General features: G+C 30.5%; 28 protein-coding genes and 1 riboswitch. Of the genes, 6 read left to right on the top strand and 22 right to left on the bottom strand.

The genetic code is table 11. The features are described from left to right. Nucleotide 1: 1 nt before the first annotated feature. Nucleotides 2–862, bottom strand: a complete 861-nt coding sequence (nadC, locus tag ACN5J4_RS10340; RefSeq protein WP_418649915.1) for a carboxylating nicotinate-nucleotide diphosphorylase — start codon at nt 860–862, stop codon at nt 2–4. A gap of 190 nt (nt 863–1052) precedes the next feature. On the opposite strand from nadC, the gene rlmH reads away from it, so the two are divergent. The 5 genes from rlmH to ACN5J4_RS10315 are packed head-to-tail and all read left to right on the top strand — an operon-like array spanning nt 1053 to nt 5093. After that, nucleotides 1053–1526 carry a 23S rRNA (pseudouridine(1915)-N(3))-methyltransferase RlmH gene (rlmH, locus tag ACN5J4_RS10335; protein ID WP_418649914.1) on the top strand — a complete coding sequence of 158 codons (474 nt, stop codon included), beginning with the start codon at nt 1053–1055 and terminating at the stop codon, nt 1524–1526. A 57-nt stretch (nt 1527–1583) separates the two neighbouring features. Then, a complete protein-coding gene (locus tag ACN5J4_RS10330; protein WP_418649913.1) occupies nt 1584–2162 on the top strand; it encodes a non-canonical purine NTP diphosphatase in 579 nt (192 codons plus the stop codon). Further along, on the top strand, nt 2163–3194 hold the full coding sequence (locus tag ACN5J4_RS10325) for a FecCD family ABC transporter permease (protein WP_418649912.1): 1032 nt from the start codon (nt 2163–2165) through the stop codon (nt 3192–3194). A gap of 2 nt (nt 3195–3196) precedes the next feature. Beyond that, nucleotides 3197–3994: an ABC transporter ATP-binding protein gene (locus ACN5J4_RS10320; protein ID WP_418649911.1), complete on the top strand. Its 798-nt coding sequence runs from the start codon at nt 3197–3199 to the stop codon at nt 3992–3994. A gap of 55 nt (nt 3995–4049) precedes the next feature. Continuing rightward, the gene (locus ACN5J4_RS10315) at nt 4050–5093 is read left to right on the top strand and encodes a M28 family metallopeptidase (RefSeq protein ID WP_418649910.1); all 1044 of its coding nucleotides are present in this window, start codon (nt 4050–4052) and stop codon (nt 5091–5093) included. 206 nt (nt 5094–5299) lie between these two features. Here the strand turns inward: ACN5J4_RS10315 and moeB are convergent, their stop codons facing one another. The 8 genes from moeB to thiS form a co-directional block, all read right to left on the bottom strand. After that, entirely contained in the window at nt 5300–6355 is a 1056-nt protein-coding gene (moeB, locus tag ACN5J4_RS10310; protein ID WP_418649909.1) for a molybdopterin-synthase adenylyltransferase MoeB, read from the bottom strand. 44 nt (nt 6356–6399) lie between these two features. After that, complete coding sequence (gene thiH / locus ACN5J4_RS10305; protein ID WP_418649908.1) at nt 6400–7515, bottom strand: 2-iminoacetate synthase ThiH; 1116 nt, start codon at nt 7513–7515, stop codon at nt 6400–6402. 3 nt (nt 7516–7518) lie between these two features. After that, complete coding sequence (locus ACN5J4_RS10300) at nt 7519–8289, bottom strand: thiazole synthase (protein ID WP_262909838.1); 771 nt, start codon at nt 8287–8289, stop codon at nt 7519–7521. Between the two features lie 17 nt (nt 8290–8306). Further along, nucleotides 8307–8954: a thiamine phosphate synthase gene (thiE, locus tag ACN5J4_RS10295; protein WP_418649907.1), complete on the bottom strand. Its 648-nt coding sequence runs from the start codon at nt 8952–8954 to the stop codon at nt 8307–8309. Nucleotides 8955–8957: 3 nt separating this feature from the next. Continuing rightward, nucleotides 8958–9722 carry a hydroxymethylpyrimidine/phosphomethylpyrimidine kinase gene (locus ACN5J4_RS10290; protein ID WP_418649906.1) on the bottom strand — a complete coding sequence of 255 codons (765 nt, stop codon included), beginning with the start codon at nt 9720–9722 and terminating at the stop codon, nt 8958–8960. Nucleotides 9723–9733: 11 nt separating this feature from the next. After that, nucleotides 9734–10330: a thiamine phosphate synthase gene (locus ACN5J4_RS10285; protein ID WP_418649905.1), complete on the bottom strand. Its 597-nt coding sequence runs from the start codon at nt 10328–10330 to the stop codon at nt 9734–9736. Nucleotides 10331–10598: 268 nt separating this feature from the next. Next, nucleotides 10599–12458 (bottom strand): phosphomethylpyrimidine synthase ThiC, encoded by a 1860-nt coding sequence (thiC, locus tag ACN5J4_RS10280; protein WP_418649904.1) that lies wholly within the window; start codon nt 12456–12458, stop codon nt 10599–10601. Nucleotides 12459–12509: 51 nt separating this feature from the next. Next, on the bottom strand, nt 12510–12713 hold the full coding sequence (gene thiS, locus ACN5J4_RS10275) for a sulfur carrier protein ThiS (RefSeq protein WP_418649903.1): 204 nt from the start codon (nt 12711–12713) through the stop codon (nt 12510–12512). A gap of 45 nt (nt 12714–12758) precedes the next feature. Beyond that, nucleotides 12759–12853: riboswitch (TPP riboswitch) on the bottom strand. 252 nt (nt 12854–13105) lie between these two features. Here thiS and ACN5J4_RS10270 point away from each other — a divergent pair. Next, a complete protein-coding gene (locus tag ACN5J4_RS10270; RefSeq protein WP_418649902.1) occupies nt 13106–13390 on the top strand; it encodes a hypothetical protein in 285 nt (94 codons plus the stop codon). Nucleotides 13391–13471: 81 nt separating this feature from the next. Here the strand turns inward: ACN5J4_RS10270 and ACN5J4_RS10265 are convergent, their stop codons facing one another. The 13 genes from ACN5J4_RS10265 to infA all read right to left on the bottom strand — a co-directional run bounded on the left by ACN5J4_RS10265 (nt 13472) and on the right by infA (nt 23671). Continuing rightward, entirely contained in the window at nt 13472–14425 is a 954-nt protein-coding gene (locus ACN5J4_RS10265) for an arginase (protein WP_418649901.1), read from the bottom strand. Between the two features lie 79 nt (nt 14426–14504). Further along, nucleotides 14505–15791: a citrate synthase gene (locus ACN5J4_RS10260; RefSeq protein ID WP_418649900.1), complete on the bottom strand. Its 1287-nt coding sequence runs from the start codon at nt 15789–15791 to the stop codon at nt 14505–14507. A gap of 131 nt (nt 15792–15922) precedes the next feature. Continuing rightward, nucleotides 15923–16165, bottom strand: a complete 243-nt coding sequence (locus ACN5J4_RS10255; protein ID WP_418649899.1) for a hypothetical protein — start codon at nt 16163–16165, stop codon at nt 15923–15925. A gap of 398 nt (nt 16166–16563) precedes the next feature. Continuing rightward, nucleotides 16564–17103, bottom strand: coding sequence for a hypothetical protein (locus ACN5J4_RS10250; protein ID WP_418649898.1), 540 nt, complete (start codon nt 17101–17103; stop codon nt 16564–16566). A gap of 474 nt (nt 17104–17577) precedes the next feature. Further along, complete coding sequence (gene eno, locus ACN5J4_RS10245) at nt 17578–18867, bottom strand: phosphopyruvate hydratase (RefSeq protein WP_418649897.1); 1290 nt, start codon at nt 18865–18867, stop codon at nt 17578–17580. A 101-nt stretch (nt 18868–18968) separates the two neighbouring features. Further along, nucleotides 18969–20084 (bottom strand): glutamine-hydrolyzing carbamoyl-phosphate synthase small subunit, encoded by a 1116-nt coding sequence (gene carA, locus ACN5J4_RS10240; protein ID WP_418649896.1) that lies wholly within the window; start codon nt 20082–20084, stop codon nt 18969–18971. A gap of 103 nt (nt 20085–20187) precedes the next feature. Further along, nucleotides 20188–20661, bottom strand: coding sequence for a 50S ribosomal protein L17 (rplQ, locus tag ACN5J4_RS10235; RefSeq protein ID WP_418649895.1), 474 nt, complete (start codon nt 20659–20661; stop codon nt 20188–20190). A 60-nt stretch (nt 20662–20721) separates the two neighbouring features. After that, nucleotides 20722–21714, bottom strand: coding sequence for a DNA-directed RNA polymerase subunit alpha (locus tag ACN5J4_RS10230; RefSeq protein ID WP_418649894.1), 993 nt, complete (start codon nt 21712–21714; stop codon nt 20722–20724). Between the two features lie 94 nt (nt 21715–21808). Then, nucleotides 21809–22414: a 30S ribosomal protein S4 gene (rpsD, locus tag ACN5J4_RS10225; protein WP_418649893.1), complete on the bottom strand. Its 606-nt coding sequence runs from the start codon at nt 22412–22414 to the stop codon at nt 21809–21811. A 127-nt stretch (nt 22415–22541) separates the two neighbouring features. Continuing rightward, nucleotides 22542–22928, bottom strand: coding sequence for a 30S ribosomal protein S11 (rpsK, locus tag ACN5J4_RS10220; protein ID WP_418649892.1), 387 nt, complete (start codon nt 22926–22928; stop codon nt 22542–22544). 33 nt (nt 22929–22961) lie between these two features. Continuing rightward, nucleotides 22962–23327, bottom strand: a complete 366-nt coding sequence (gene rpsM, locus ACN5J4_RS10215; protein ID WP_418649891.1) for a 30S ribosomal protein S13 — start codon at nt 23325–23327, stop codon at nt 22962–22964. Then, on the bottom strand, nt 23327–23443 hold the full coding sequence (ykgO, locus tag ACN5J4_RS10210; protein ID WP_073316873.1) for a type B 50S ribosomal protein L36: 117 nt from the start codon (nt 23441–23443) through the stop codon (nt 23327–23329). The genes rpsM and ykgO overlap by 1 nt, the downstream gene beginning before the upstream one ends. A 12-nt stretch (nt 23444–23455) precedes the next feature. Continuing rightward, nucleotides 23456–23671 carry a translation initiation factor IF-1 gene (gene infA, locus ACN5J4_RS10205; RefSeq protein WP_024740627.1) on the bottom strand — a complete coding sequence of 72 codons (216 nt, stop codon included), beginning with the start codon at nt 23669–23671 and terminating at the stop codon, nt 23456–23458. Between the last annotated feature and the right edge of the window lies 1 nt (nt 23672).

The raw sequence follows: 23672 nt of genomic DNA, 5'->3' as shown, positions 1-23672 counted from the left end.
ATTAATCTACAGCTTTTAAACTTAAATCTAAATTATAAACCGAATGTGTTAAAGCTCCTGATGATATAAAATCTACACCACACTCTGCATACTTACGAATTGTTTCATCGGTAATTCCTCCTGATGATTCTGTTAAACAAGTATCCCCTATTAAAGCTACAGCCTTACGAGTATCTTCATAATTAAAATTATCTATTAAAATTCTGTAAACACCTTCGTTTGATAAAATCTCTTTAATTTCTTCTAAACTACGTGCTTCTACTATAATTTTAATATCAAGCTTTTTATCTTCTAAATACTTTTTAGTTTTTGTAATTGCTTGTGTAATTCCACCAGCAAAATCGATATGATTATCTTTAATCATTACCATATCATACAAAGCAAATCTGTGATTTTCTCCTCCTCCAATTTTAACAGCCCATTTTTCAATGGCTCTAATACCTGGAGTAGTTTTACGAGTATCTAAAACCTTTGTATTTGTACCTTCTAATAAGTTTGCAAAGAATTTAGTTTTTGTTGCTATTGCACTCATACGTTGCATTGCGTTTAAAACCACTCGTTCTGCCATTAATATAGATTGTGATTTACCTGTTACATAAAAAACAATATCTCCATATTTCACCGCTTCTCCATCATTGATAAGAGTTTCTACTTTCATATCGGCATCAACATAGTTAAAAACCATTTTAGCAAATTCAACTCCAGCAATAATTCCTTCATCTTTTACTAATAATTTTGCTTTACCAATAGCATCTGCAGGAATACAAGATAATGAGGTATGATCTCCTGTACCAATATCTTCTCGTATAGCGTTTGTTATTATTAAATCTAGTTCTTTATTAAATTGTTCTTTTGATATCATGCTTCTTTATTCTCTTTAATGATCAATTATCTTGTAAAAATACGGATTGATTTTATGCTATGGAATTAAATTATTGGTTACCGCTAATTTTTAAGTTAAAACGAATAAATTTGTATCAATAAAATAACTCAAAGCTCTTTTTACTGTTTTATTAAAAAAACTAATTTTAGAGAATAATGATTAACAACTTATGAAAATAAAACTACTTGCTATTGGTAAAACAGATGACAAAAATTTAATTGAGTTAATTAATAACTACCAAAACAGATTAAAACATTATATTAAATTTGAGTTAGATATTATTCCTGATATTAAAAATGTTAAAAACCTGAGTGAATCGCAACAAAAAGAAAAAGAAGGTGAATTAATTATTGCTAAATTACTACCTACTGATCAATTAATTTTATTAGATGATAAAGGAAAACAACATACTTCATTAGAATTTTCTCAATATCTTCAAAAAAAAATGAATGCTGGTTTTAAACAATTAGTTTTAGTTATTGGTGGTCCTTATGGTTTTTCTGATGCTATTTATAAAAAAGCTAACGGAAAAATATCATTATCAAAAATGACATTTTCTCACCAAATGATTCGCTTATTTATTGTTGAACAAATTTATAGAGGGTTTACCATTTTACGTAATGAACCATATCATCATGAATAAACAACAACCTTCTTGTTGGGTATTTTAGTTACATTTGTTATTATAAAAATTAAATAAATGAAACTTGTTTTTGCTACCAATAACCTAAATAAATTAGCAGAAGTACAAAAAATGCTTCCTAATTCGATCGAGTTACTTTCTTTGAAAGATATTAATTGTTTTGATGATATTGAAGAAACAGCTACTACTTTAGATGCAAATGCTAAAATTAAAGCAAACTATATTACTAAAAAATTTGAGCTAAATTGTTTTGCTGATGATACTGGTTTAGAAGTTGAAAGTTTAAACGGACAACCAGGCGTATATTCAGCACGCTATGCTGGCGAACCTAGTAATTCAGAAAACAATATGCAAAAATTACTAAAAGCGTTAGATGGACATAAAAATAGAAAAGCACAATTTAGAACTTCTATTTGCTTAAATTTAAATGGAAATCAATTTTTATTTAACGGAATTTGTAAAGGTGAAATTTTAACTCAAAAAGAAGGAGAAGAAGGTTTTGGATATGATCCTATATTTAAACCTAACGGGTTTAATAAATCATTTGCACAAATGACATCAGAAGAAAAAAACACTATTAGCCACCGAGGCATAGCTATTAAAAAATTAGTTGAATTTTTAAAATCAATTAACTAATTGAACTTCTCTAAAAAATATACAAAACACTTTGTAATACTATCAGTTTTATTAATTTTCTTGTTTTTTTTAAATATTAGTTTAGGTTCTGTTTCAATACCTTTTTACGATATTTTTAATTCGTTAACAGGTGGTAATGCTTCTAAAGATAGTTGGCAAACTATTGTTTTAAATTTTAGGTTACCCAAAGCAATTACAGCAATAATGGTTGGTTCGGGCTTATCTATTTGCGGATTATTGATGCAAACCTTATTTAGAAATCCCTTAGCAGGTCCTTTTGTTTTAGGTATTTCATCTGGGGCTAGTTTAGGCGTAGCCTTACTTATTTTAGGATCTGGTTTATTTGGAGGTCTATTTGCTTCGTTATTTTTTTCTAACTGGGCAATGGCTACCGGAGCAAGTCTTGGTTCTTTTTTGGTTTTATCGGCAGTAATTATAGCTGCTAATAAAGTCAGAAATACGATGTCTATTTTAGTTATTGGTTTAATGTTTGGTTCGTTAACTTCAGCAATAATTAGTGTATTAGCATATTTTAGCGAAGCATCACAAATTCAACAATACCTATTTTGGAGTTTTGGTAGTTTAGGTAATCTATCATGGAATGAAATCGCTGTTTTTGGAAGCATCTATTCTATCGGAATTATTGGTACTTTTAGCGTTATAAAACCTTTAAACAGCTTTTTATTGGGTGAAAATTACGCAAAGAGTTTAGGTATTAATATTAAAAAAAGTAGAAATATTATTTTATTAATCACCAGTTTATTAACCGGAGTTATTACTGCTTTTTCAGGTCCTATTGCTTTTATTGGCATTGCCATACCTCATATTGCTAAAATGATTTTTATAACCTCTAACCATAAAACTTTATTACCTGCATGTGCTATTATTGGTGCTATTGCTCTATTAATTTGTGATGCTATTGCTCAATTACCTAACAGCGAGTTTACTTTACCTATTAATGCTATAACATCATTATTTGGTGCTCCTGTTGTTATTTGGTTATTGGTAAGAAAAAAGAAAATATACGTATAAATTTGACTAATTCTAAAAAAAATATCGTTCTTAAAGTTGATAACTTATCAATAGGTTATCAAACAAAAAAGCAACAAAACGTAATTGCAGCTAATATTAATTTGACTATTGAAAAAGGAAAATTTGTAGCACTTTTAGGTAAAAACGGAATTGGTAAATCTACATTATTACGTACCTTATCTAAAGTTCAAAACCCCTTAAAAGGAACTATAGAAATCAATCAAAAAAACAGTAGCAAGTATTCACATCAAGAATTAGCAACTACTTTAAGTTTAGTTTTAACCGAGCGTTTACCGCAAAGCCAACTAACCGTTTTTGAATTAATTGCCCTAGGTAGGCAACCTTATACTAATTGGATTGATAAATTAGCAACCAATGATCTTAAAAAAATTATTTGGGCTATTGAGCAAACAGCTATTGAACATTTAAAAGACAAACGTTTTTATGAGCTTAGCGACGGACAATTACAACGGGTACTAATTGCACGTGCTTTGGCTCAGGATACTGAAATAATTATTTTAGATGAACCTACAGCGCATTTAGATATTCATCATACCTTTAAAGTATTTTCATTATTAAAACAGTTAGTTCAAAAAACAGGAAAAACAATTATAATTTCAACACATGAAGTTAACCTTGCCATTCAACTAGCTGATGAATTTATTTTATTATCAGATAAAAAAATTTATAACGGAACTGCTAAAAACCTTATAAATCAAAATGCTTTTGATGAATTGTTTCCTAAAGAACTTATTAGTTTTAACAAAACATTAGAACAGTTCGTGATAAAGAAAAATTAAATTTGATACGATTTAACTATTTGTTATTTTTGAACGCAAATAAAATAAAAACTTAATGAAAAAAGTACTTTATATAGCAAGTCTAATAGCTTTTTATGCTTGTGGAGCAAGTAAAGAAACACCAAGTGTTGATGCTGATTTTAATATAGATTATGCTGAGAAATTTGCAAAAACGATTACAGCTAAAGATTTAGGTAAACATTTGTTTATATATGCTTCTGATGAGTTTGAAGGTAGAAACACCGGAGAACCAGGTCAAAAAAAAGCAGTTAACTATTTAAAGGAATTTTACGTTAATCAAAAAATTAAATCACCTATAGGTAATAGTGATTATTTTCAAGAAGTACCAAGTGCTTTTTTAAGTAACAACCGTAGAGATTTAACTTTAAAAGATTCTGAAAACGTAGTTGCTTTTATTAAAGGTTCTGAAAATCCTGAAGAAATTATTGTTATTTCTGCACATTTAGACCACGAAGGAATTAAAGATGGTGAAATTTATAACGGCGCTGATGATGACGGCTCTGGTACAGTAGCAATATTAGAAATTGCTGAAGCTTTTAAAAAGGCTGCTGATGCTGGTAAAGGCCCTAAACGATCTATATTATTTTTACATGTAACAGGAGAAGAAAAAGGCTTACTAGGTTCAAAATACTACACCGAAAACCCTATTTTTCCGTTAGCAAATACCGTTACTAATTTAAATATTGATATGATAGGCCGTGTAGATGAATTTCATACTGAAAACACTAATTATATATACTTAATTGGTGCCGATAAATTGAGTACCGAATTACACAACATATCTGAAGCAATGAATAAAAAATACACTAATATAAACTTAGATTATAAATATAATGATGAAAACGATCCGAATCGTTTTTATTATCGTTCTGACCATTATAATTTTGCTAAACACAATATTCCTGTTATTTTTTACTTTAACGGAACTCATGAAGATTATCATAAACCAACTGATACCCCTGATAAAATTAACTATGAGTTATTAGAAAGTAGAACTCGATTAGTTTTTTATACAGCTTGGGAAGTTGCTAATAGAGAAAATAGACTAATAGTAGATAAAATACCTACTCAAAAATAAAGTTTCAATAAAAAACTCACCTAATAGGTGAGTTTTTTATGCTGTTAATGTATGTTTCATTTTGATAAAAATTAAATTATCTATTCTTGATTGCAGCATTTGTTTGAGTACTTTTTTTTGATTTATATTCAAAAAAAAAGCAAGTTTGAAATGCTCAAAATGGCTTTAAATAATAGAAAATTTTTTACTTTTAAGTATAAAAAAAATTAAAGTAAACCGTTTTTAAGATTAATAAACTTTATGTTTTGTAATACATCTTCTAAAAATGAAATAGCCTTTTTACTTCTAATTCCTGACTTACAGTAAACCACTACAGGCTTATTGACTTTCAACTCATTATACCGTATAGATAATTCAGCTAAAGGAATATGATTTCCTCCTATAGAATATTCTTCTCTTTCCCAGTTTTCACGAACATCTAATAAATTATAAGTTAATAAATCAGCCTGTAATTCATCTAAAGTAATTTCGTTTTTAGCAGGAATAATTCCACAGAAAAAATCATAATCATCAGCTAACTGTGTAATTAATACTTCTGAATTTTTTTCAAAATCTAACAACATTTGATGCATTGTTAATGTATTATACATCAACAGTTTATTCGCTAACACATCACCTATTTCACAAATTATTTTAATAGTTTCATTAGCTTGTAAGCTACCTATAATTCCGGGTAAAACACCTAAAACGCCTATTTGCGAACAATTTGGTGATTCATCAGGTTTTGGTGGTGTTGGGTACAAACATCTGTAGGTAGCGCTACCTTTATAATTAAACACACTTACCTGTCCTTCAAATTTAAAAATAGCACCATACACCAATGGTTTATTTGTAATTACAGCGGCATCATTTGTTAAATAACGCGTTGAAAAATTATCACTTCCATCAACAATAACATCGTATTCTTCAAATAATGAAATAGCATTTAATCGTGTTAATTGTTCTTTATATACGTTAAATTTTACAAACGGATTTAATTTTGATAATCGTTTTGCTGCAGTTTCGGCTTTTGAAACTCCAATATCATCAATCGTATATAAAATTTGACGTTGTAAATTACTTTGATCAACCTCATCATCATCAATAATTCCAATTATACCTACCCCTGCTGCTGTTAAATATTGTAAAACAGGACACCCTAATCCGCCAGCACCAATTACTAAAACTTTTGAATTTTTAAGTTTTAACTGCCCTACTGAACCAATTTTATCTAAAATAAGATGGCGGTTGTATTGTTTTTGTTCCTCTTTTAATAAGCTCATTTTATTTTTTTAGATATAAATTAAATCATGTAAAATTACATAAATTATACAGACTCAAAATGCTCCCAATCTTTCCAAACCACTTCTAAACCTTGTTTTTTTAACATTTTAACAACCTCTTCGGTACTTCTTTCATCTGAAATTTCAAACTGCTCTAACGACTGAGGTTCAACTGTATAACCACCTGGGTTTGTTTTTGATTCTGCACTGATAGAAGTAGTACCTAAATTTACAATATTATTTCTAAAAACTTCACTTTCTCTTGTTGACATTGATAGCTCAATATCTTCATCTAACAAACGAAAAGCACAAATTAATTGCACCAAATCACTATCTGTCATTTCAACTTTTGGTTCTAATCCTCCAGAATGTGGGCGTAACCTTGGAAACGAAATAGAATACTTTGTTTTCCAATATGTTTTTTGTAGATATTTTAAATGTAATGCTGTAAAAAAACTATCAGCACGCCAATCTTCTAATCCGAATAAAGCACCTAATCCTATTTTATGAATTCCTGCTTTTCCTAATCTATCAGGCGTATCTAAACGATAATCAAAATTAGATTTTTTTCCCTTCGGATGATGTTTCTTATACTCCTCTCTATGATATGTTTCTTGATAAACCAACACAGCATACAATCCTGCTTCAATTAACGATTCATATTCCTCTTGATCCAAAGGCTGAACCTCGATAGTAATATTTGAAAATTGAGAACGAATTAACTGAATCGCATTTTTAATATAATCTACACCAACTGTTTTATTTGCTTCACCCGTAACTAACAAAATATGATCGTATCCTTTATCTTTTAAAAAAGCAACCTCTTTTAAAATTTCAGCATCCAATAAAGTACGTCTAGGTATTTTATTAGTCATACTAAATCCGCAATACGTACAAATATTCTGACACTCGTTACTTAAATACATTGGTGCATACATTTGTATGGTATTACCAAAGCGTTTTTTAGTAAGCAGACTACTTTTTTGAGCCATTTGCTCAATATACGGACGTGCAGCAGGCGATATTAATGCTTTAAAATCTTCTAAATCTAATTTTTCTTTTGATAAAGCATATTCTACGGCAACGGCTGTTTTATCAAAAATACTTTTTAAAGTATCATCCCAATTATACGTATCAAAAAGTTCTTTAAAATTACTCATATTTTAATTTAAAAAACTAGTTAACGGACTACTTGCTACTGCTTGTTTTTGAACAGGTGCTAGTTTTGCTTCATACGCCATTCTTCCAGCTTCAACAGCCATTTTAAATGCTTTTGCCATTGCCACAGGATTTTGAGATACAGCAATTGCTGTATTTACTAAAACTGCATCAGCTCCTAATTCCATTGCATATGCTGCATGCGATGGCGCTCCAATACCAGCATCAACAATTACAGGAACATTTGATTGCTCTATAATGATTTCTAAGAAATCTTGTGTTTTCAAGCCTTTATTACTTCCTATTGGTGCTCCTAATGGCATTACACATTGTGTACCAACATCTTCTAAACGTTTACATAAAACAGGGTCTGCATGAATATAAGGCATCACTACAAAACCTTTTTTAACCAATTCTTCAGCAGCTTTTAAGGTTTCAATAGGATCGGGTAATAAATATCTAGGATCAGGATGAATTTCTAATTTAACCCAATTTGTTTCTAATGCTTCTCTTGATAATTCGGCAGCAAAAACTGCTTCTTTTGCCGTTCGAACACCTGATGTATTTGGCAACAAACTAATATGAGGATGTTTTAAATGTGTTAAAATATCGTCCTCTTTATTTTGAACATCTACTCTTTTTAAAGCAACGGTTATCAATTCACTTTCAGAAGCTAATAAGGCTTCTTTCATTAATTTTGACGAACTAAACTTACCTGTTCCTGTGAATAATCGAGATGTAAATTCTTTATCTGCTATTTTTAATATATCGTTCATTTTTTGTTTTTAAAAAACTACTTGTCATCCATTTTATACACTTGTTCTTGAGTGCTTGGTGAACTTAAAATTTTATGAAAAACAGGAATACTTGTAAAATCTTTGGTAATAGCTCCTGATACAGCAACTCCATAAATACCTGTTTGTACAATTTCTGCAACATCATCTAAAGTAATACCTCCAATAGCAATTATTGGGGTTTCTGTTTGTAACTCTTCTACTATTTTTTTATATCCTGATGTTCCTAAAACAGGGCTTAAATTCTTTTTAGTTTCAGTAAAACGAAAAGGACCTAAACCGATATAATCTACTTTTTTATCTAGTAAAACTTTACATTCTTCTAATGTGTTTGCAGTTCCTCCAATGGCATAAAACTTACCCAAATAAGCACGTACTTTTAACGGACAATCATCTTTTTTACCTAAATGAACACCATCTGCATTTACCTCTTTGGCAACTTTGTAGTAATCGTTTATAATTAATCTTGTTTGATAATGAGCCGTTAATTCTCTGGCTTTCTTTGCGGTTTCTAAAATTGTTTTAGGATCAAAACCTTTTAATCGTAATTGTACCCATTCTGCACCCGATGCACAAGCTGTTTGAATATTATCTAAATGATTTTGTGCTGTTTTCCCTTGTGTTATGTACTGTAATTTACTTATCATCTTTTAATAATTAGGTTTATAATTATGCGTTCCTAGTAACGATTTGTTTGAATTCAAAAATTGTTCGGCATACCATTTTGTGTTTTTACAAGCATCTTCTAATGAAAATTCTAACGCTAAGTTAGCTGCTAAAGCGGATGATAAAACACAACCACTTCCATGTTTTTCGAAAACAGTATTGGCTATAGGCGGAATATTTAGTTGTACTATTTTATTATAATAAACGGCATCCCAACCTTTTTTATCTGTTCTATGCCCTCCTTTTAAATAGATGTTTGTTTTTTCTGAAATAAAATCAATAGTTTCCGTTATATTTTTACTCGGAAATAAGGCTTTTATTTCATCATAATTAGGTGTTACAATAGCACAATTATACAACACTTTTTCAAATACTTTTAAATTTTCTTTTTGATGAAAATTAAACCCTGCACTTGCTTTTAAAATAGGGTCTAAAACAATTTTAATTTTAGGATTTAATTTCTTTAATTTCAGAATAACATTTAGTAAAATTTCCCAAGATTGAATAATTCCTACTTTAACAACTGTAATTGTAAAACGTTCAAATAATATTTCAATCTGATTTAATATTATTTGTTCTTCAATCCAAATACAATTTTTAAAAGCGATATCATTTTGAACCGTAACAGCGGTACATACTGACAATCCATACAAACCATGTGCTTCAAAGGTTTTAATATCTGAAGTAATGCCCGCACCACTTGACGGGTCAAGCCCTGCAATGGTGAGTATGTAATTTTGTGTTTTCAAATTTCAACGCTTTATTGTAATGAATCAAACTCTTTTTGGATGTTTTTAAAACTTTCTACAGGATTTTCAGAATTCCAAACACCACCTAAAACACCAATTCCTTGAAAACCTAATTCAATGGTTGGCGCTATGGTTTTAGTTGTAATTCCGCCCATACCTACAATTGTTTTATCAATATTATTGACATCAAAATTTCTTCCTTCGTATCCTTTTTTTGAGATAGATGAAAAAACAGGACTTAATAAATGGTAATCAAATTCGATATCACAAGCCGATAACTCTTCAGGCTCATGAAAAGAACTACTCATTGTTTTACCTAACATTTGTAAACCTATAAAATAACGACTGCCATTTTCTAACGCATCACGCCTTTTTTGTTCTTGAAAATGAATTCCTTTTAAAGAATATTCATTGACTAGTTTATGAAAATAATGTGTTACTATTCGATTATGGTATTTTTCTGATACCTCATTTAAATAGGAAACATGCGCTTCGTAATTTTTAAATGGTTTTCTTAAATGATAATACTCCAAACCAGCTTCAAATAATTGATGTAATATTTGTACTTCATTTTTTACATCTTTTTCTGGGGATATAAGGACTATCATATTCGTTTAATTTTATGGATACTTATTTCGGTAAAAATAAAGTAATTTATTCTTGGAACGGCAAATTACTTACACGCTACTTTTTAATAATAACGGGGGACGTTACGGGGGGCTTTTTTTTGGGTTAGGGATTGCAGTGGCATCCTTTTTTATTTTTTTTCAAAATAAAAAAGATATAACGGAAAGCCCGACTACGCCTTTTTTCAAGGCGTAGGAACCTCCATCTTCTTCTTCTTCTTTTTTTCTTCCTCTTCTTCTTACTTTTATTTTATAAATATACTTCTGATCCTTTTTCTATAAATTCTTTTGATTTCTCTTCCATTCCTTTGGCGATTACTTCATTGTCTACAATGTCGTTAACGGCAGCAAAATCACGAACCTCTTGTGAAATTTTCATTGAACAGAATTTTGGACCACACATAGAACAAAAGTGCGCAATTTTAGCTCCGGCAGCAGGTAAAGTTTCATCATGATATTCACGAGCACGTTCAGGATCTAATCCTAAATTAAACTGATCTTCCCAACGGAATTCAAAACGAGCCATACTTAAAGCATTATCTCTGTGCTGAGAACCTGGATGTCCTTTTGCTAAATCGGCAGCATGAGCCGCTAATTTATAAGTAATTACTCCTACTCTTACGTCTTCTTTATTTGGTAATCCTAAATGTTCTTTTGGTGTTACATAACATAACATTGCACATCCGTACCAACCAATCATAGCTGCTCCAATTCCTGAAGTAATATGGTCATAACCTGGTGCAATATCTGTAGTTAAAGGTCCTAAAGTGTAAAAAGGAGCTTCGTCGCAAAGTTCAATTTGCTTCTCCATATTCTCTTTAATCATGTGCATTGGCACGTGACCTGGTCCTTCTATAAAACACTGTACTTCGTGCTTACGAGCTATTTGTGTTAACTCTCCTAATGTTTCTAACTCAGCAAATTGTGCTTCGTCATTAGCATCTGCTACCGAACCAGGGCGTAATCCATCACCTAAAGAAAAGGCAACATCGTACTGTTTTAATATTTCACAAATATCTTCGAAATGTGTATATAAAAAGCTTTCTTTATGATGTGCTAAACACCATTTTGCCATAATAGAACCTCCACGAGAAACGATTCCTGTAACACGTTTTGCAGTCATTGGTACGTAACGTAATAAAACTCCTGCGTGAATGGTAAAATAATCAACTCCTTGTTCAGCTTGTTCTATTAAAGTATCACGGAAAATTTCCCATGTTAAATCTTCAGCAACACCGTTTACCTTTTCTAATGCTTGATAAATTGGCACTGTTCCTACTGGTACTGGTGAGTTACGGATAATCCACTCACGAGTTTCGTGAATATTTTCTCCTGTAGATAAATCCATAATATTATCTGCTCCCCAACGACAAGCCCAAACTGCTTTTTCTACTTCTTCTTCAATAGAAGATGTTACAGCAGAATTACCAATATTTGCATTTATTTTCACTAAGAAGTTTCTACCTAAAATCATAGGTTCTGCTTCTGGATGATTTATATTTGATGGAATAATTGCACGACCTCTTGCAACTTCTGATCTTACAAATTCTGGTGTAATTTTATCTGGGATATTAGCACCAAAATGCTCTCCTTTATGTTGTTTTCTAATTTCGGTCATTTCATCTATTCGTTGATTTTCACGAATAGCGATATATTCCATTTCTGGCGTAATGATTCCTTTTTTAGCGTAATGTAATTGTGTTACATTTTGTCCTTTTTTAGCACGTAAAGGATTTTTTAATAACTTAAAACGCATATGATCTAAACTAGTATCATTTAAACGTTCGTTACAGTATTTTGAAGAAAACTCCGTTAATTGTTCTACATCACCACGTTCTTTAATCCAAGGTTCACGGATTCTTTCAATTCCTGCATGTACGTCAATTTCTTTACTAGGATCAGTATATGGTCCTGAAGTATCATAAACAGTTACTGGTTCGTTTGGTGTTTTCTTTTTGGTCATAGAATCGACCGTATCACTTAACGAAATTTCACGCATTGCTACTTTAATTTTCGGGTGAATTGTTCCGTTTACATAAATTTTCTTTGAATTCGGAAATGGGCTTCTTGTAATTCCGTCTTGTTTTGGTGCAGTGTCTTTGTTCTTCATTTGATAATTTAGTTTTTCTTTTACCTTTTTAAATAAAAATCAACCTGAGTTTTATCCTCCTTGAGTTGATTTTATAATTAAAATATCATCATTATGTTGAAGTAACTTTAAAGACCAATCTGTTTTTTTAACCACACTACTATTTAATGCAATAGCAATTCCATTCGTTTGAATTTTTAAATTTTCAACGAGGTCTTGTAGTGTTAAATTTTCTAAAATTTGATGGTCTTTTTGGTTAACTTTTATAGTAATCATATTTATAAAATATTACTGTAAACCAAATGGTAGTATTTCGATATATTATCGAACATAACTTTTTCCTACGCTGGTATTAACCAAATCAGGTTCTAAGGATGTTTCTCAAACTAATTTAATAGCTACTCCTAAAGTTTACTTTGCAAATGTAGGCTTTTAATTAAAAAAATAGCTTTTTTTCTTCTAATTTTCACTTCCTATCCCTAATTTTTATTCGCTTGTACTTAAATTTTATGCAATCATACCATTTGTTTTTAAACCTTTATTTTTTTCTTATAAATTTGGTAACAGTGAAGCAGTAATCACTTAAAAAAACGGTTTTTTCTGTAAAACTAATAACAGAAGGCGGTAACCGAAAGGCCTTATGAGTAGGTAAACTAACCCAATTTATTATGAGTACTGAAACTTTAACTAAAAAAGAAACATTTGTAGGAGGATGGACTGCTTACCACCCATTAACTACTGAAGATCGTAAAGTATTTAACGAAGCTTTAAATGGATTTGTAGGAGTAACTTATACACCTAATGAAGTATCAACACAAATTGTAGCTGGTGTAAACTATCGTTTTAAATGTAATGCATCTATACCTCCTGCAGAAGTTATGTGGGAAGCTATTATTGAAATTTACCAACCTTTAAGTGGTAAACCTCATATTACAGGAATAACTAGATTATAATAAGGAGTATTGTAAATTAATAAAGGTTGTCTTTTTTAATAAGAAAAGACAACCTTTAAACTTTATAAAAAATATTTTTTTTTATAATGCCTTTATAGTTTCTGCAACTTGACTTAAAACATCAAAAGCTGTTTCTGCCATTTTGTTTCCTTTTAAATCTAATAAAGGGTTAACTTCTACAAATTCAACACAAGCTACTTTTTTACTAGCTAATAAACCATTAATAATTTTAACGATTTCTTTGTCATCAAAACCTTTTGCTACTGGTGTACCTGTACCGTAAGAAATCATGTCGCAATCCATTGCATCAACATCAAAAGATACATAAATAATATCACAGTTAGCTAATTTAGTTAATGCTTCATTTACACACACCTCCAAACCTCTATAACGAACCTCTGCAACCATATAGTTTTTAATACCATACTTTTCCATCTGTTTCTCTTCAGGTTCTTCAGTATCTCTAACTCCAAAAAATACAATATCTTCAGGTAAAACTTTTTGGCCAGGTGTTCCAATATTTTTCATTCTATCCCACAACTCAGCTGTTTCCCTATCTACATCGTTTATTTGACAATCTAAATTATCATCAGAAATAACTGCTGATAAAGGCATGCCGTGAATATTTCCTGATGGTGAAGTGTAAGGCGAGTGTAAATCTCCATGAGCATCAATCCAAACTACACCTACTCTTTTTGTTGGGTGTGCTGCTTTAACACCACTAATAGTTCCTAAAGCTGATGAATGATCACCAGAGATAACAATAGGAAAATTACCTTCTTGTAAGTTTACTTTTACATGATTACTTACTCTTTTACACTGATTAAAAACACTATTTATTTGTTTACCAAATGAGTTGTTTTTTTTATTATAAATAGATTCGTTTTCTGTAATTACATCTTCAGATTCGTAGCGATTAAAAAAATCATTATCCTGATTAATAGCGGCTATTTCAATAGCATCAATCCCCATATCAGCACCTCGTGTTCCTGCACCAATATCAGATCTGTTTTTTATAATTTTTATTGTACCCATTGTTAATTTATTCTATTGGTTACTAATCTTATTTTTATGTATAAAAAATGCCATTTAAAATGGCATTTTTATTTTTTAATTACCTTTCATTAACCTCTTTAAATACTCGAATATTTTCACCTATATACACTTGACGTGGACGACCTATTGGTTCTTTTCCTAAGCGCATTTCTTTCCATTGTGCAATCCAACCAGGTAAACGGCCTAATGCAAACATTACTGTAAACATTTCTACAGGAACTCCCATTGCTCGGTAAATTATTCCTGAATAAAAGTCTACATTTGGATATAATTTTCTATCAACAAAATAAGGATCACTTAATGCTTCTTCTGCCAATCCTTTTGCAATATCTAATATAGGGTCATCAATTCCTAAATCATTTAAAACTTCTTCAGCCGCAATTTTTATAATTTTAGCTCTTGGATCAAAATTTTTATAAACACGATGTCCAAATCCCATTAAACGGAACGGATCATTTTTATCTTTCGCCTTTGCCATATACTTTTTAGTATCTCCTCCATCAGCTTTAATAGCTTCAAGCATTTCTAATACGGCTTGATTTGCTCCACCATGTAATGGACCCCAAAGAGCTGATATTCCGGCCGATAAAGAAGCAAATAAACCTGCATGAGAAGATCCTACAATTCTTACCGTAGATGTTGAACAGTTTTGTTCATGATCGGCATGTAATATTAATAATTTATTTAATGCATTAACAACTACTTCATTTCTAACATAGTCTTTATTAGGTTGTTTAAACATCATTTTATAGGTATTTTCTACATATCCTAAATTACAGTCTCCATAATCTAATGGAAGTCCTTGTTTTTTACGCATTGTCCATGCTACTAACACAGGGAATTTACCTAAAATTTTAACAATAGCATTATACATTTCTTCTTCTGAATCTACATTTACAGAAGTAGGGTTAAATGCTGTTAAAGCTGATGTTAATGATGAAATAACACCCATTGGATGTGCTGTTCTAGGAAAAGCATCTACTATCTTTCTAATATCTTCATCTACAATAGATTGCGCACAAATATCTTTCTTAAACTTTTCTAATTCATCATATGTTGGTAACTCTCCAAAAATCAATAAAAAAGCCACCTCTAAAAAATCTGCTTTTTCTGCCAATTCTTCTATAGAATAGCCTCTATATCTTAAAATACCTTCTTCACCATCTAAAAAAGTAATAGCACTTTGACATGAACCTGTATTTTTATATCCTGGATCTATAGTAATAACACCGTTAGAAACCCCTCTTAATGTTTTAATATCAATTGCAGTTTCATTTTCTGTTCCTTTTATTAACGGAAACTCATACGTATTGTCACCTATTTGTAGTTTTGCTATATCTGACATTTTATCTCTTTTTTTTAGGTTGAAGTGAGTTGCGAATATACCATTTTTTAAAGTATTTTAAAAGTGAGCCCCTACAGATTTTTCATATCAAAAAAATGAAAAAATATACCTAAAACAAAAAAACTCACAACTTAAAACTGTAATCCTATAGCTAAGCCATAGCCTCCATGAAAAGTTATCTCGTTAGGTAATTCTTTATTTAAAAGAGGCTTTTTTAAAGCATAGGAATCGTTATCCCAAAAAACATTGAAAATAATCCTAAAATTATCATAATCTGTTAATTCTTTAATAGGAAATTGTAATCCAAATCGCACATTACCATAACCTCCTGCGTTTTTAATAGCATTTGAAATAGCTATGCTTCGTGCTGTCATTAAATAAAAGTTTGTAGACTCATAATTTTTAAAAAAATATCTTAAGGCTCCTCCTAGTTTCAAACCTGTTATACTACCTTGTGATTGATGCTGAATACCTACAACTCCTCCTATTGTTACTTTTTTAAATACAGGATAATTGATATTGTAAAAAAAATCAAAGGATAATCTTCGTTTTAAATACTCTCCATCACCATTATTATAGTGGTAATTTATTTTTGATGGAAGTGAAAAACCTAGTGTTAGTGTATTAATAAACTTAGGTGTTAATTCTTCATCATTTATATCAGATTTTGCTAATTCATTTGCTGCTTTTATCGCATCATGTATACTTATTTGAGCTATACTAAAATGAGTTATACATAAATAAATACTGTATAATAATTATTTTTCATATATTATATATCAAACCCTAAATTTAATTGAATCATTAACGGAAAATAATACCCTTTACCATTAGTATCAAAATAATAAATAGGCCCCATATCAAACAAAAAATGAAAATTCTCACCATATGTACGTTGAATTCCCCATGTGGGCCCTACTGCAAAATCTAAACCATCGGTACCGTTAGAATTACCTAATAACGATTCGCTTCTTGTTAAAAATCTAGCTGACAGAAAATTACCTGAATTATTAGCTGATTTTAAACTTTTCTTTTTACGTTTATCTAAATTATAAAACCATTTATGTTGTATATCTGCAAAAGGATTAAAAGATGTAATAAAACCGTTACCACCTCCAACACTTGTATGTGAATAACTACCACTATAACCAATACCTAAACCAACAGAAAGTGTTGTATTATTTCCTGTAGTAATTTCATATTCTACTCCTGGGTTTAAAAAATTAACTCTCCATACTGTTTCAGTATTTTTTTCTTGTGCATTTAACACTAAAGAAAACAATAAAATTATTGATGTTATTATTTTTTTCATATTCTTTATTTGTATAACAATCTTAAACCTCTCCACTCACTTCCTCTTCTAGCAACTCCATAAATAATCAAAACCTCCACCAGTATCTATATATTTATCTTTCTTTTTTATTAATTATTTTTTCTAATAATAAGTATTACTTGAATTAATAATTGGCTCTAAAGGGATAAATCCTTTTTCATAAATATTGTCAGAATAAGCTTCTTTAATCTCTTTTGATTTATTAAAGGTTCTTTAGAACTAAAAGTAAATTTACCTTGGGGTAAAACTATTTATTTTAAATTATAATGCCCACTTTATCTAGATCTACTATTTGATTTTGGTAAGAATTTAGCAATAAAAACACCAGTAAGTATACTTTTTTATATTCTCTATTTTTAAGTCTTAATAAACAAACATATCCATTTTATAATTTAGAAACTAAAAAACTCATGCTAAAAAGCATGAGTTTTAATAATATTGTAAAACAGATAATTATTTTATTTTAAAAGCTTTGTCTTGTGGAAAATAAGCTGTTCCGTCTAACTCTTCTTCAATACGTAATAATTGGTTGTATTTTGCCATTCTATCTGAACGAGAAGCCGAACCAGTTTTAATTTGACCACAGTTTAAAGCAACAGCTAAATCTGCAATAGTATTATCTTCTGTTTCACCCGAACGATGACTCATAACAGAAGTATACCCTGCGTTATGTGCCATATTTACTGCTGAAATTGTTTCAGTTAAAGTTCCTATTTGGTTTACTTTAATTAAAATTGAATTTGCAATTCCATTTTCAATTCCTCTAGATAAACGTGCTACATTAGTTACAAATAAATCATCACCTACTAATTGTACTTTATCACCCGAAATTTCAGTTAAATATTTCCAACCTTCCCAGTCGTTTTCATCCATACCATCTTCAATAGAAATAATAGGATATTTTTCAGCTAAAGAAGCTAAATAATCTGCTTGTTCTTTACTTGTTCTGATTTTTCCTTTAGGTCCTTCAAACTTAGTGTAATCATATTTACCATCAACAAAAAATTCAGCAGCAGCACAATCTAAAGCAATCATCACTTCTTCTCCAAATTTGTATCCTGCATTTTTAGTTGCTAAAGCAATTGTTTCAATAGCATCTTCAGTACCGTCTAAAGTTGGAGCAAAACCTCCTTCATCTCCAACTGCTGTTGATAAATTTCTATCATGTAAAACATTTTTTAAATGATGAAAAATTTCAGAACCAATTTTCATTGCTTCTGTAAAATTTTTAGCTTTAACAGGCATTATCATAAATTCTTGAAATGCTATTGGTGCATCAGAATGTGATCCTCCGTTAATGATATTCATCATTGGAACAGGTAATGTATTTGCAGAAACACCACCAATATATCTATATAAAGGTAAACCTAACTCATTTGCAGCAGCTTTTGCTACAGCTAAAGAAACACCTAAAATAGCATTGGCTCCTAAAACAGATTTGTTTGGAGTACCATCTAAATCAATCATAAGTTGATCAATCATGTTTTGTTCAAAAACAGATACTCCTAATAATTCTTGAGAAATTAAGGTATTAACATTTTTTACAGCGTTTAACACTCCTTTACCCATATAATCTTTTCCGCCATCACGTAATTCAACAGCTTCGTGTTCTCCTGTAGAAGCTCCTGAAGGAACTGCTGCCCTACCAATAACACCATTTTCTGTAGTAACATCTACCTCTACAGTTGGATTACCTCTTGAATCAAAAATTTGACGTGCGTGAATGTTGATTATAATACTCATAGTTGTTTATTTTTAATATAGATTCCCGTAACGTTTAATGTACGGGAATCTTAATTTTTATAATTCTAATTTAGAAATTGAAATTTATTTTAATAAAATAATTATGCTTCAGTTTTTGCTTTTTTGATATTCTCTATAAATTCATCAAATAAGTATTCAGCATCGTGTGGTCCAGGACTTGCTTCTGGGTGATACTGAACAGAAAATACATTTTTAGACTTCATTCTAATACCAGCAACAGTATGATCATTTAAATGTAGGTGCGTAATTTCAATATCATCATGAGCTTCTGTTTCTTCTCTAGAAATTGCAAAACCATGGTTTTGTGAGGTTATTTCACCTTTACCTGTCAATAAATTTTTTACAGGGTGATTTATACCTCTATGCCCATGATGCATTTTATACGTTGATATTCCGTTAGCTAATGCTATTACCTGATGCCCTAAACAAATACCAAATAAAGGTAAATTTCTTTTAATAATTTCTTTAGCTGTGTTTTGAGCATCTATTAAAGGCTCTGGATCACCGGGTCCATTTGAAAGAAAATAGCCATCAGGATTGAATTCACTCATATCCTCAAAAGTAGTATTGTAAGGGAATACTTTTACATAAGCTCCTCTTTTAACTAAATTTCTTAATATATTCTTTTTAATACCAATATCTAATGCTGATATTTTTATCTCTGAATTTTCATTCCCAACAAAATATGCTTCTTTAGTAGATACTTTAGAAGCCAACTCCAAACCATCCATATTAGGTATATCTGTTAATTGTTTTTTTAATACCTCTATATTATCTACATCAGTTGAAATAATAGCATTCATTGAACCATTATCTCTAATATAAGCAACTAATGCTCTTGTATCTACGTCTGAGATAGCAACTAAATTATGCTTTTTAAACCAATCAAATAAACTTCCATCAGAATCTTTACGTGAATGTGTAAAACTAAAATTACGACAAATTAATCCTGCTATTTTAATTCCTTCAGATTCTACTTCATCATTATTGACACCATAATTTCCAATATGAGCATTTGTTGCTACCATAAGTTGACCGAAATAAGAAGGATCTGTAAAAATTTCTTGATAACCAGTCATACCTGTATTGAAACAAATTTCTCCAGTTGAAGTACCTTCTATTCCAATAGATTTTCCATAGAAAATAGTTCCGTCTGCTAACAAAACTAGTGCTTTTTTACGTTGTTGATATTTCATTTAGTATGTGTTGTGTAATATTTTGTTTGCAAAAATAAATAAAAAAAAAGGGATAAACATTAAATGTTTATCCCTTTGATATAATTTATAAAAATTTTCATTTTTATTCTTCTTCTTGTGAAGTTTGAGTTTCAACAGCTGCATCAGCAGTCTTAGCTCCACCACGACGACTACGACGTGTATTCTTTTTAGCTTTATTTCCTTTCGGATTGTATATTTCGTTGTAATCAACTAATTCTACCATTGCCATAGGAGCATTATCCCCCTGACGGTTTCCTAATTTGATGATACGAACATATCCTCCTGGTCTATCTCCAATCTTTACAGAAACTTCTTTAAATAATTCCGTTACAGCTTCTTTGCTACGTAAATAGCTAAATACTGTACGACGATTATGAGTAGTATCTGTTTTAGATTTAGTAATAATAGGCTCAATAAACGTACGAAAAGCTTTCGCTTTAGCTACAGTTGTGTTAATACGTTTGTGCTCTATTAAAGAACATCCCATATTAGCTAACATTGCCTTTCTGTGTGCCGTTTGTCTTCCTAAATGATTAAATTTCTTTCCGTGTCTCATGACTTTGGTTTTTAGCTTTCATCTTGCTACAACCCTTTTTGGGGAGCAAAATATGAAAGGTTAATCTCTATCTAATTTGTATTTACTTAAATCCATTCCAAAATTAAGGTTTTTATTAGCCACTAACTCATCTAATTCAGTTAATGATTTTTTACCAAAATTTCTAAATTTCATTAAATCGCTTTTATTGAACGACACTAAATCTCCTAAAGTATCTACTTCAGCAGCTTTTAAACAGTTTAAAGCACGAACAGATAAATCCATATCTACTAATTTCGTCTTTAATAACTGACGCATATGTAATGATTCCTCATCATATGTTTCAGTTTGAGCAATTTCATCTGCCTCTAAAGTGATACGCTCATCTGAGAATAACATAAAGTGGTGAATTAAAATTTTAGCTGCTTCAGTCAATGCATCTTTAGGATTAATAGAACCGTCAGTATCGATATCGAAAACTAATTTTTCGAAATCAGTCTTTTGTTCTACACGAAAATTTTCAACAGCATATTTTACATTCTTTATAGGAGTGTAAATAGAATCTGTAAAAATTGTACCTAATGGTGCACCTGCTCTTTTATTTTCTTCTGCTGGCACAAAACCTCTACCTTTTTCAATAGTAATTTCAGCATTAAAACTTACTGATTTATCCAAATTAAAAAGTACTAAATCAGGATTTAACACTTGAAATCCTGATGTAAATTTTTGTAAATCTCCAGCAGTAAATTGATCTTGACCAGAAACCGCTATTGATACAGTTTCTCTATCAGTCTCTTCAATTTGTTTTTTAAAACGAACTTGTTTTAAATTTAAAATGATTTCTGTAACATCTTCTACAACTCCTTGAATTGTTGAGAATTCATGATCTACGCCATCAACTCGTAATGATGTAATAGCAAAACCTTCTAATGAAGATAATAATACTCTTCTTAAAGCATTACCAACCGTTAATCCAAAACCTGGTTCTAGAGGCCTGAATTCAAATCTACCTGAAAAATCAGTAGATTCAATCATTATTACTTTATCAGGCTTCTGAAAATTTAAAATTGCCATTTTTCTTCGTTTTAATTGTTATTTAGTTGCGCGGTTTATTAGCTTGAAGAAATGCGTATAAACCCTTTGGCTAAATACCAAGGTGATTAATTTATTATTTAGAATATAATTCTACAATCAATTGTTCTTTAATATTTTCAGGAATTTGTAATCTTTCAGGAGCTTTAATAAAAGTACCTGACTTTAAATCAGAATTCCAGCTTAACCATTCGTAAACATTACTATTAGATGCTAATGCATTTTCTATAGCTATTAAAGACTTAGACTTCTCTCTTACTGCTACAACATCTCCTGCTTGTAAGTTATATGATGGAATATTTACTATTGATCCATTTACAGTGATATGACGGTGTGATACTAATTGACGAGCTCCACTACGAGAGTTAGCAATTCCTAAACGGAATACTACATTATCTAAACGAGATTCACATAATTGTAATAAAACTTCACCTGTAACACCTCCAGCTGCTTGTGCGCTCTTGAATAAATTACGGAATTGACGTTCTAAAATACCATACATGTATTTCGCTTTTTGCTTCTCCATTAATTGAGTTGCATATTCAGATTTTTTTCCTCTTCTTCTAGCATTTCCATGCTGTCCTGGAGGGTAATTTCTTTTCTCGAAACTTTTATCTTCTCCAAAAATTGCTTCACCAAATTTACGAGCAATTTTTGTTTTTGGTCCTGTATATCTTGCCATTTCTTATTATTTTAGTAGGGATTATGAATTAAGGCTTACTCCTTCGATAATCTCACTCCTACTTTAGTTAAAATATTTTTTTTGCGTACAAAAGACGCTAATAAAAGTATAAGTTGATTAAATCAACTTATACTCTTCTTCTTTTAGGTGGTCTACATCCATTATGAGGAATAGGAGTAACATCTATAATTTCTGTTACCTCAATTCCTGCATTGTGAATAGATCTGATTGCAGATTCTCTACCATTACCAGGTCCTTTAACATACACCTTTACTTTACGTAAACCTGCTTCCTTTGCTACGTTAGCACAATCTTCTGCGGCTAATTGAGCTGCGTATGGAGTATTCTTTTTAGAACCTCTAAAACCCATTTTACCTGCAGATGACCAAGATATAACGTCACCTTTTTTATTTGTTAAAGATATAATAATGTTGTTAAAAGATGCAGTTACGTGAGCTTCACCTACTGATTCTATTATAACTTTACGTTTTTTTGCTATTTTAGACTTTGCCATAATTCTTTACTATTAGTAAAAAATAATCAATGATTATTTTTTCTTGTTAGCTACAGTTTTTCTCTTACCCTTTCTTGTACGAGAGTTATTCTTTGTTCTTTGTCCTCTTAATGGTAAACCAAGTCTGTGACGGATACCTCTTTGACATCCGATATCCATTAAACGCTTAATGTTTATCTGAACCTCTGAACGTAACTCACCTTCAATAGTAAAAGTTCCTACTTGCTCACGAATCGCTGCAATTTGATCATCTGTCCAATCTTGAACTTTGATACTCTCATCTATATTTGCTGTTGCTAAAACTTCTTTAGCTCTACTGTTTCCTATACCAAAGATGTAAGTTAAAGCGATAACACCTCTTTTATTCTTTGGAATATCAATACCTGCTATTCTTGCCATTACCCTTGTCTTTGTTTAAATCTAGGATTCTTTTTATTTATTACGTATAATCTGCCTTTTCTTCGTACAATCTTGCACTCGGCACTTCTTTTCTTTAATGATGCTCTTACTTTCATCAGTCTGTTTTTTTAATATCTGTAAGTAATTCTTGCCTTTGATAAATCATAAGGACTCATTTCTAACTTTACTTTATCTCCTGGTAAAAGTTTTATATAATGCATACGCATTTTCCCTGAAATGTGTGCCGTAACAATATGTCCGTTTTCTAATTCTACACGGAACATTGCATTTGATAATGCTTCTGTAATTGTTCCGTCTTGTTGAATTGCTGGTTGTTTAGCCATA

This window comes from Tenacibaculum aestuariivivum (genome assembly GCF_964507685.1).
In the GTDB taxonomy this organism is placed as follows: domain Bacteria; phylum Bacteroidota; class Bacteroidia; order Flavobacteriales; family Flavobacteriaceae; genus Polaribacter; species Polaribacter aestuariivivum.
The sequence above is the reverse complement of the archived record's forward strand: the minus strand, read 5'-3'. Positions and strand labels throughout refer to the sequence as shown.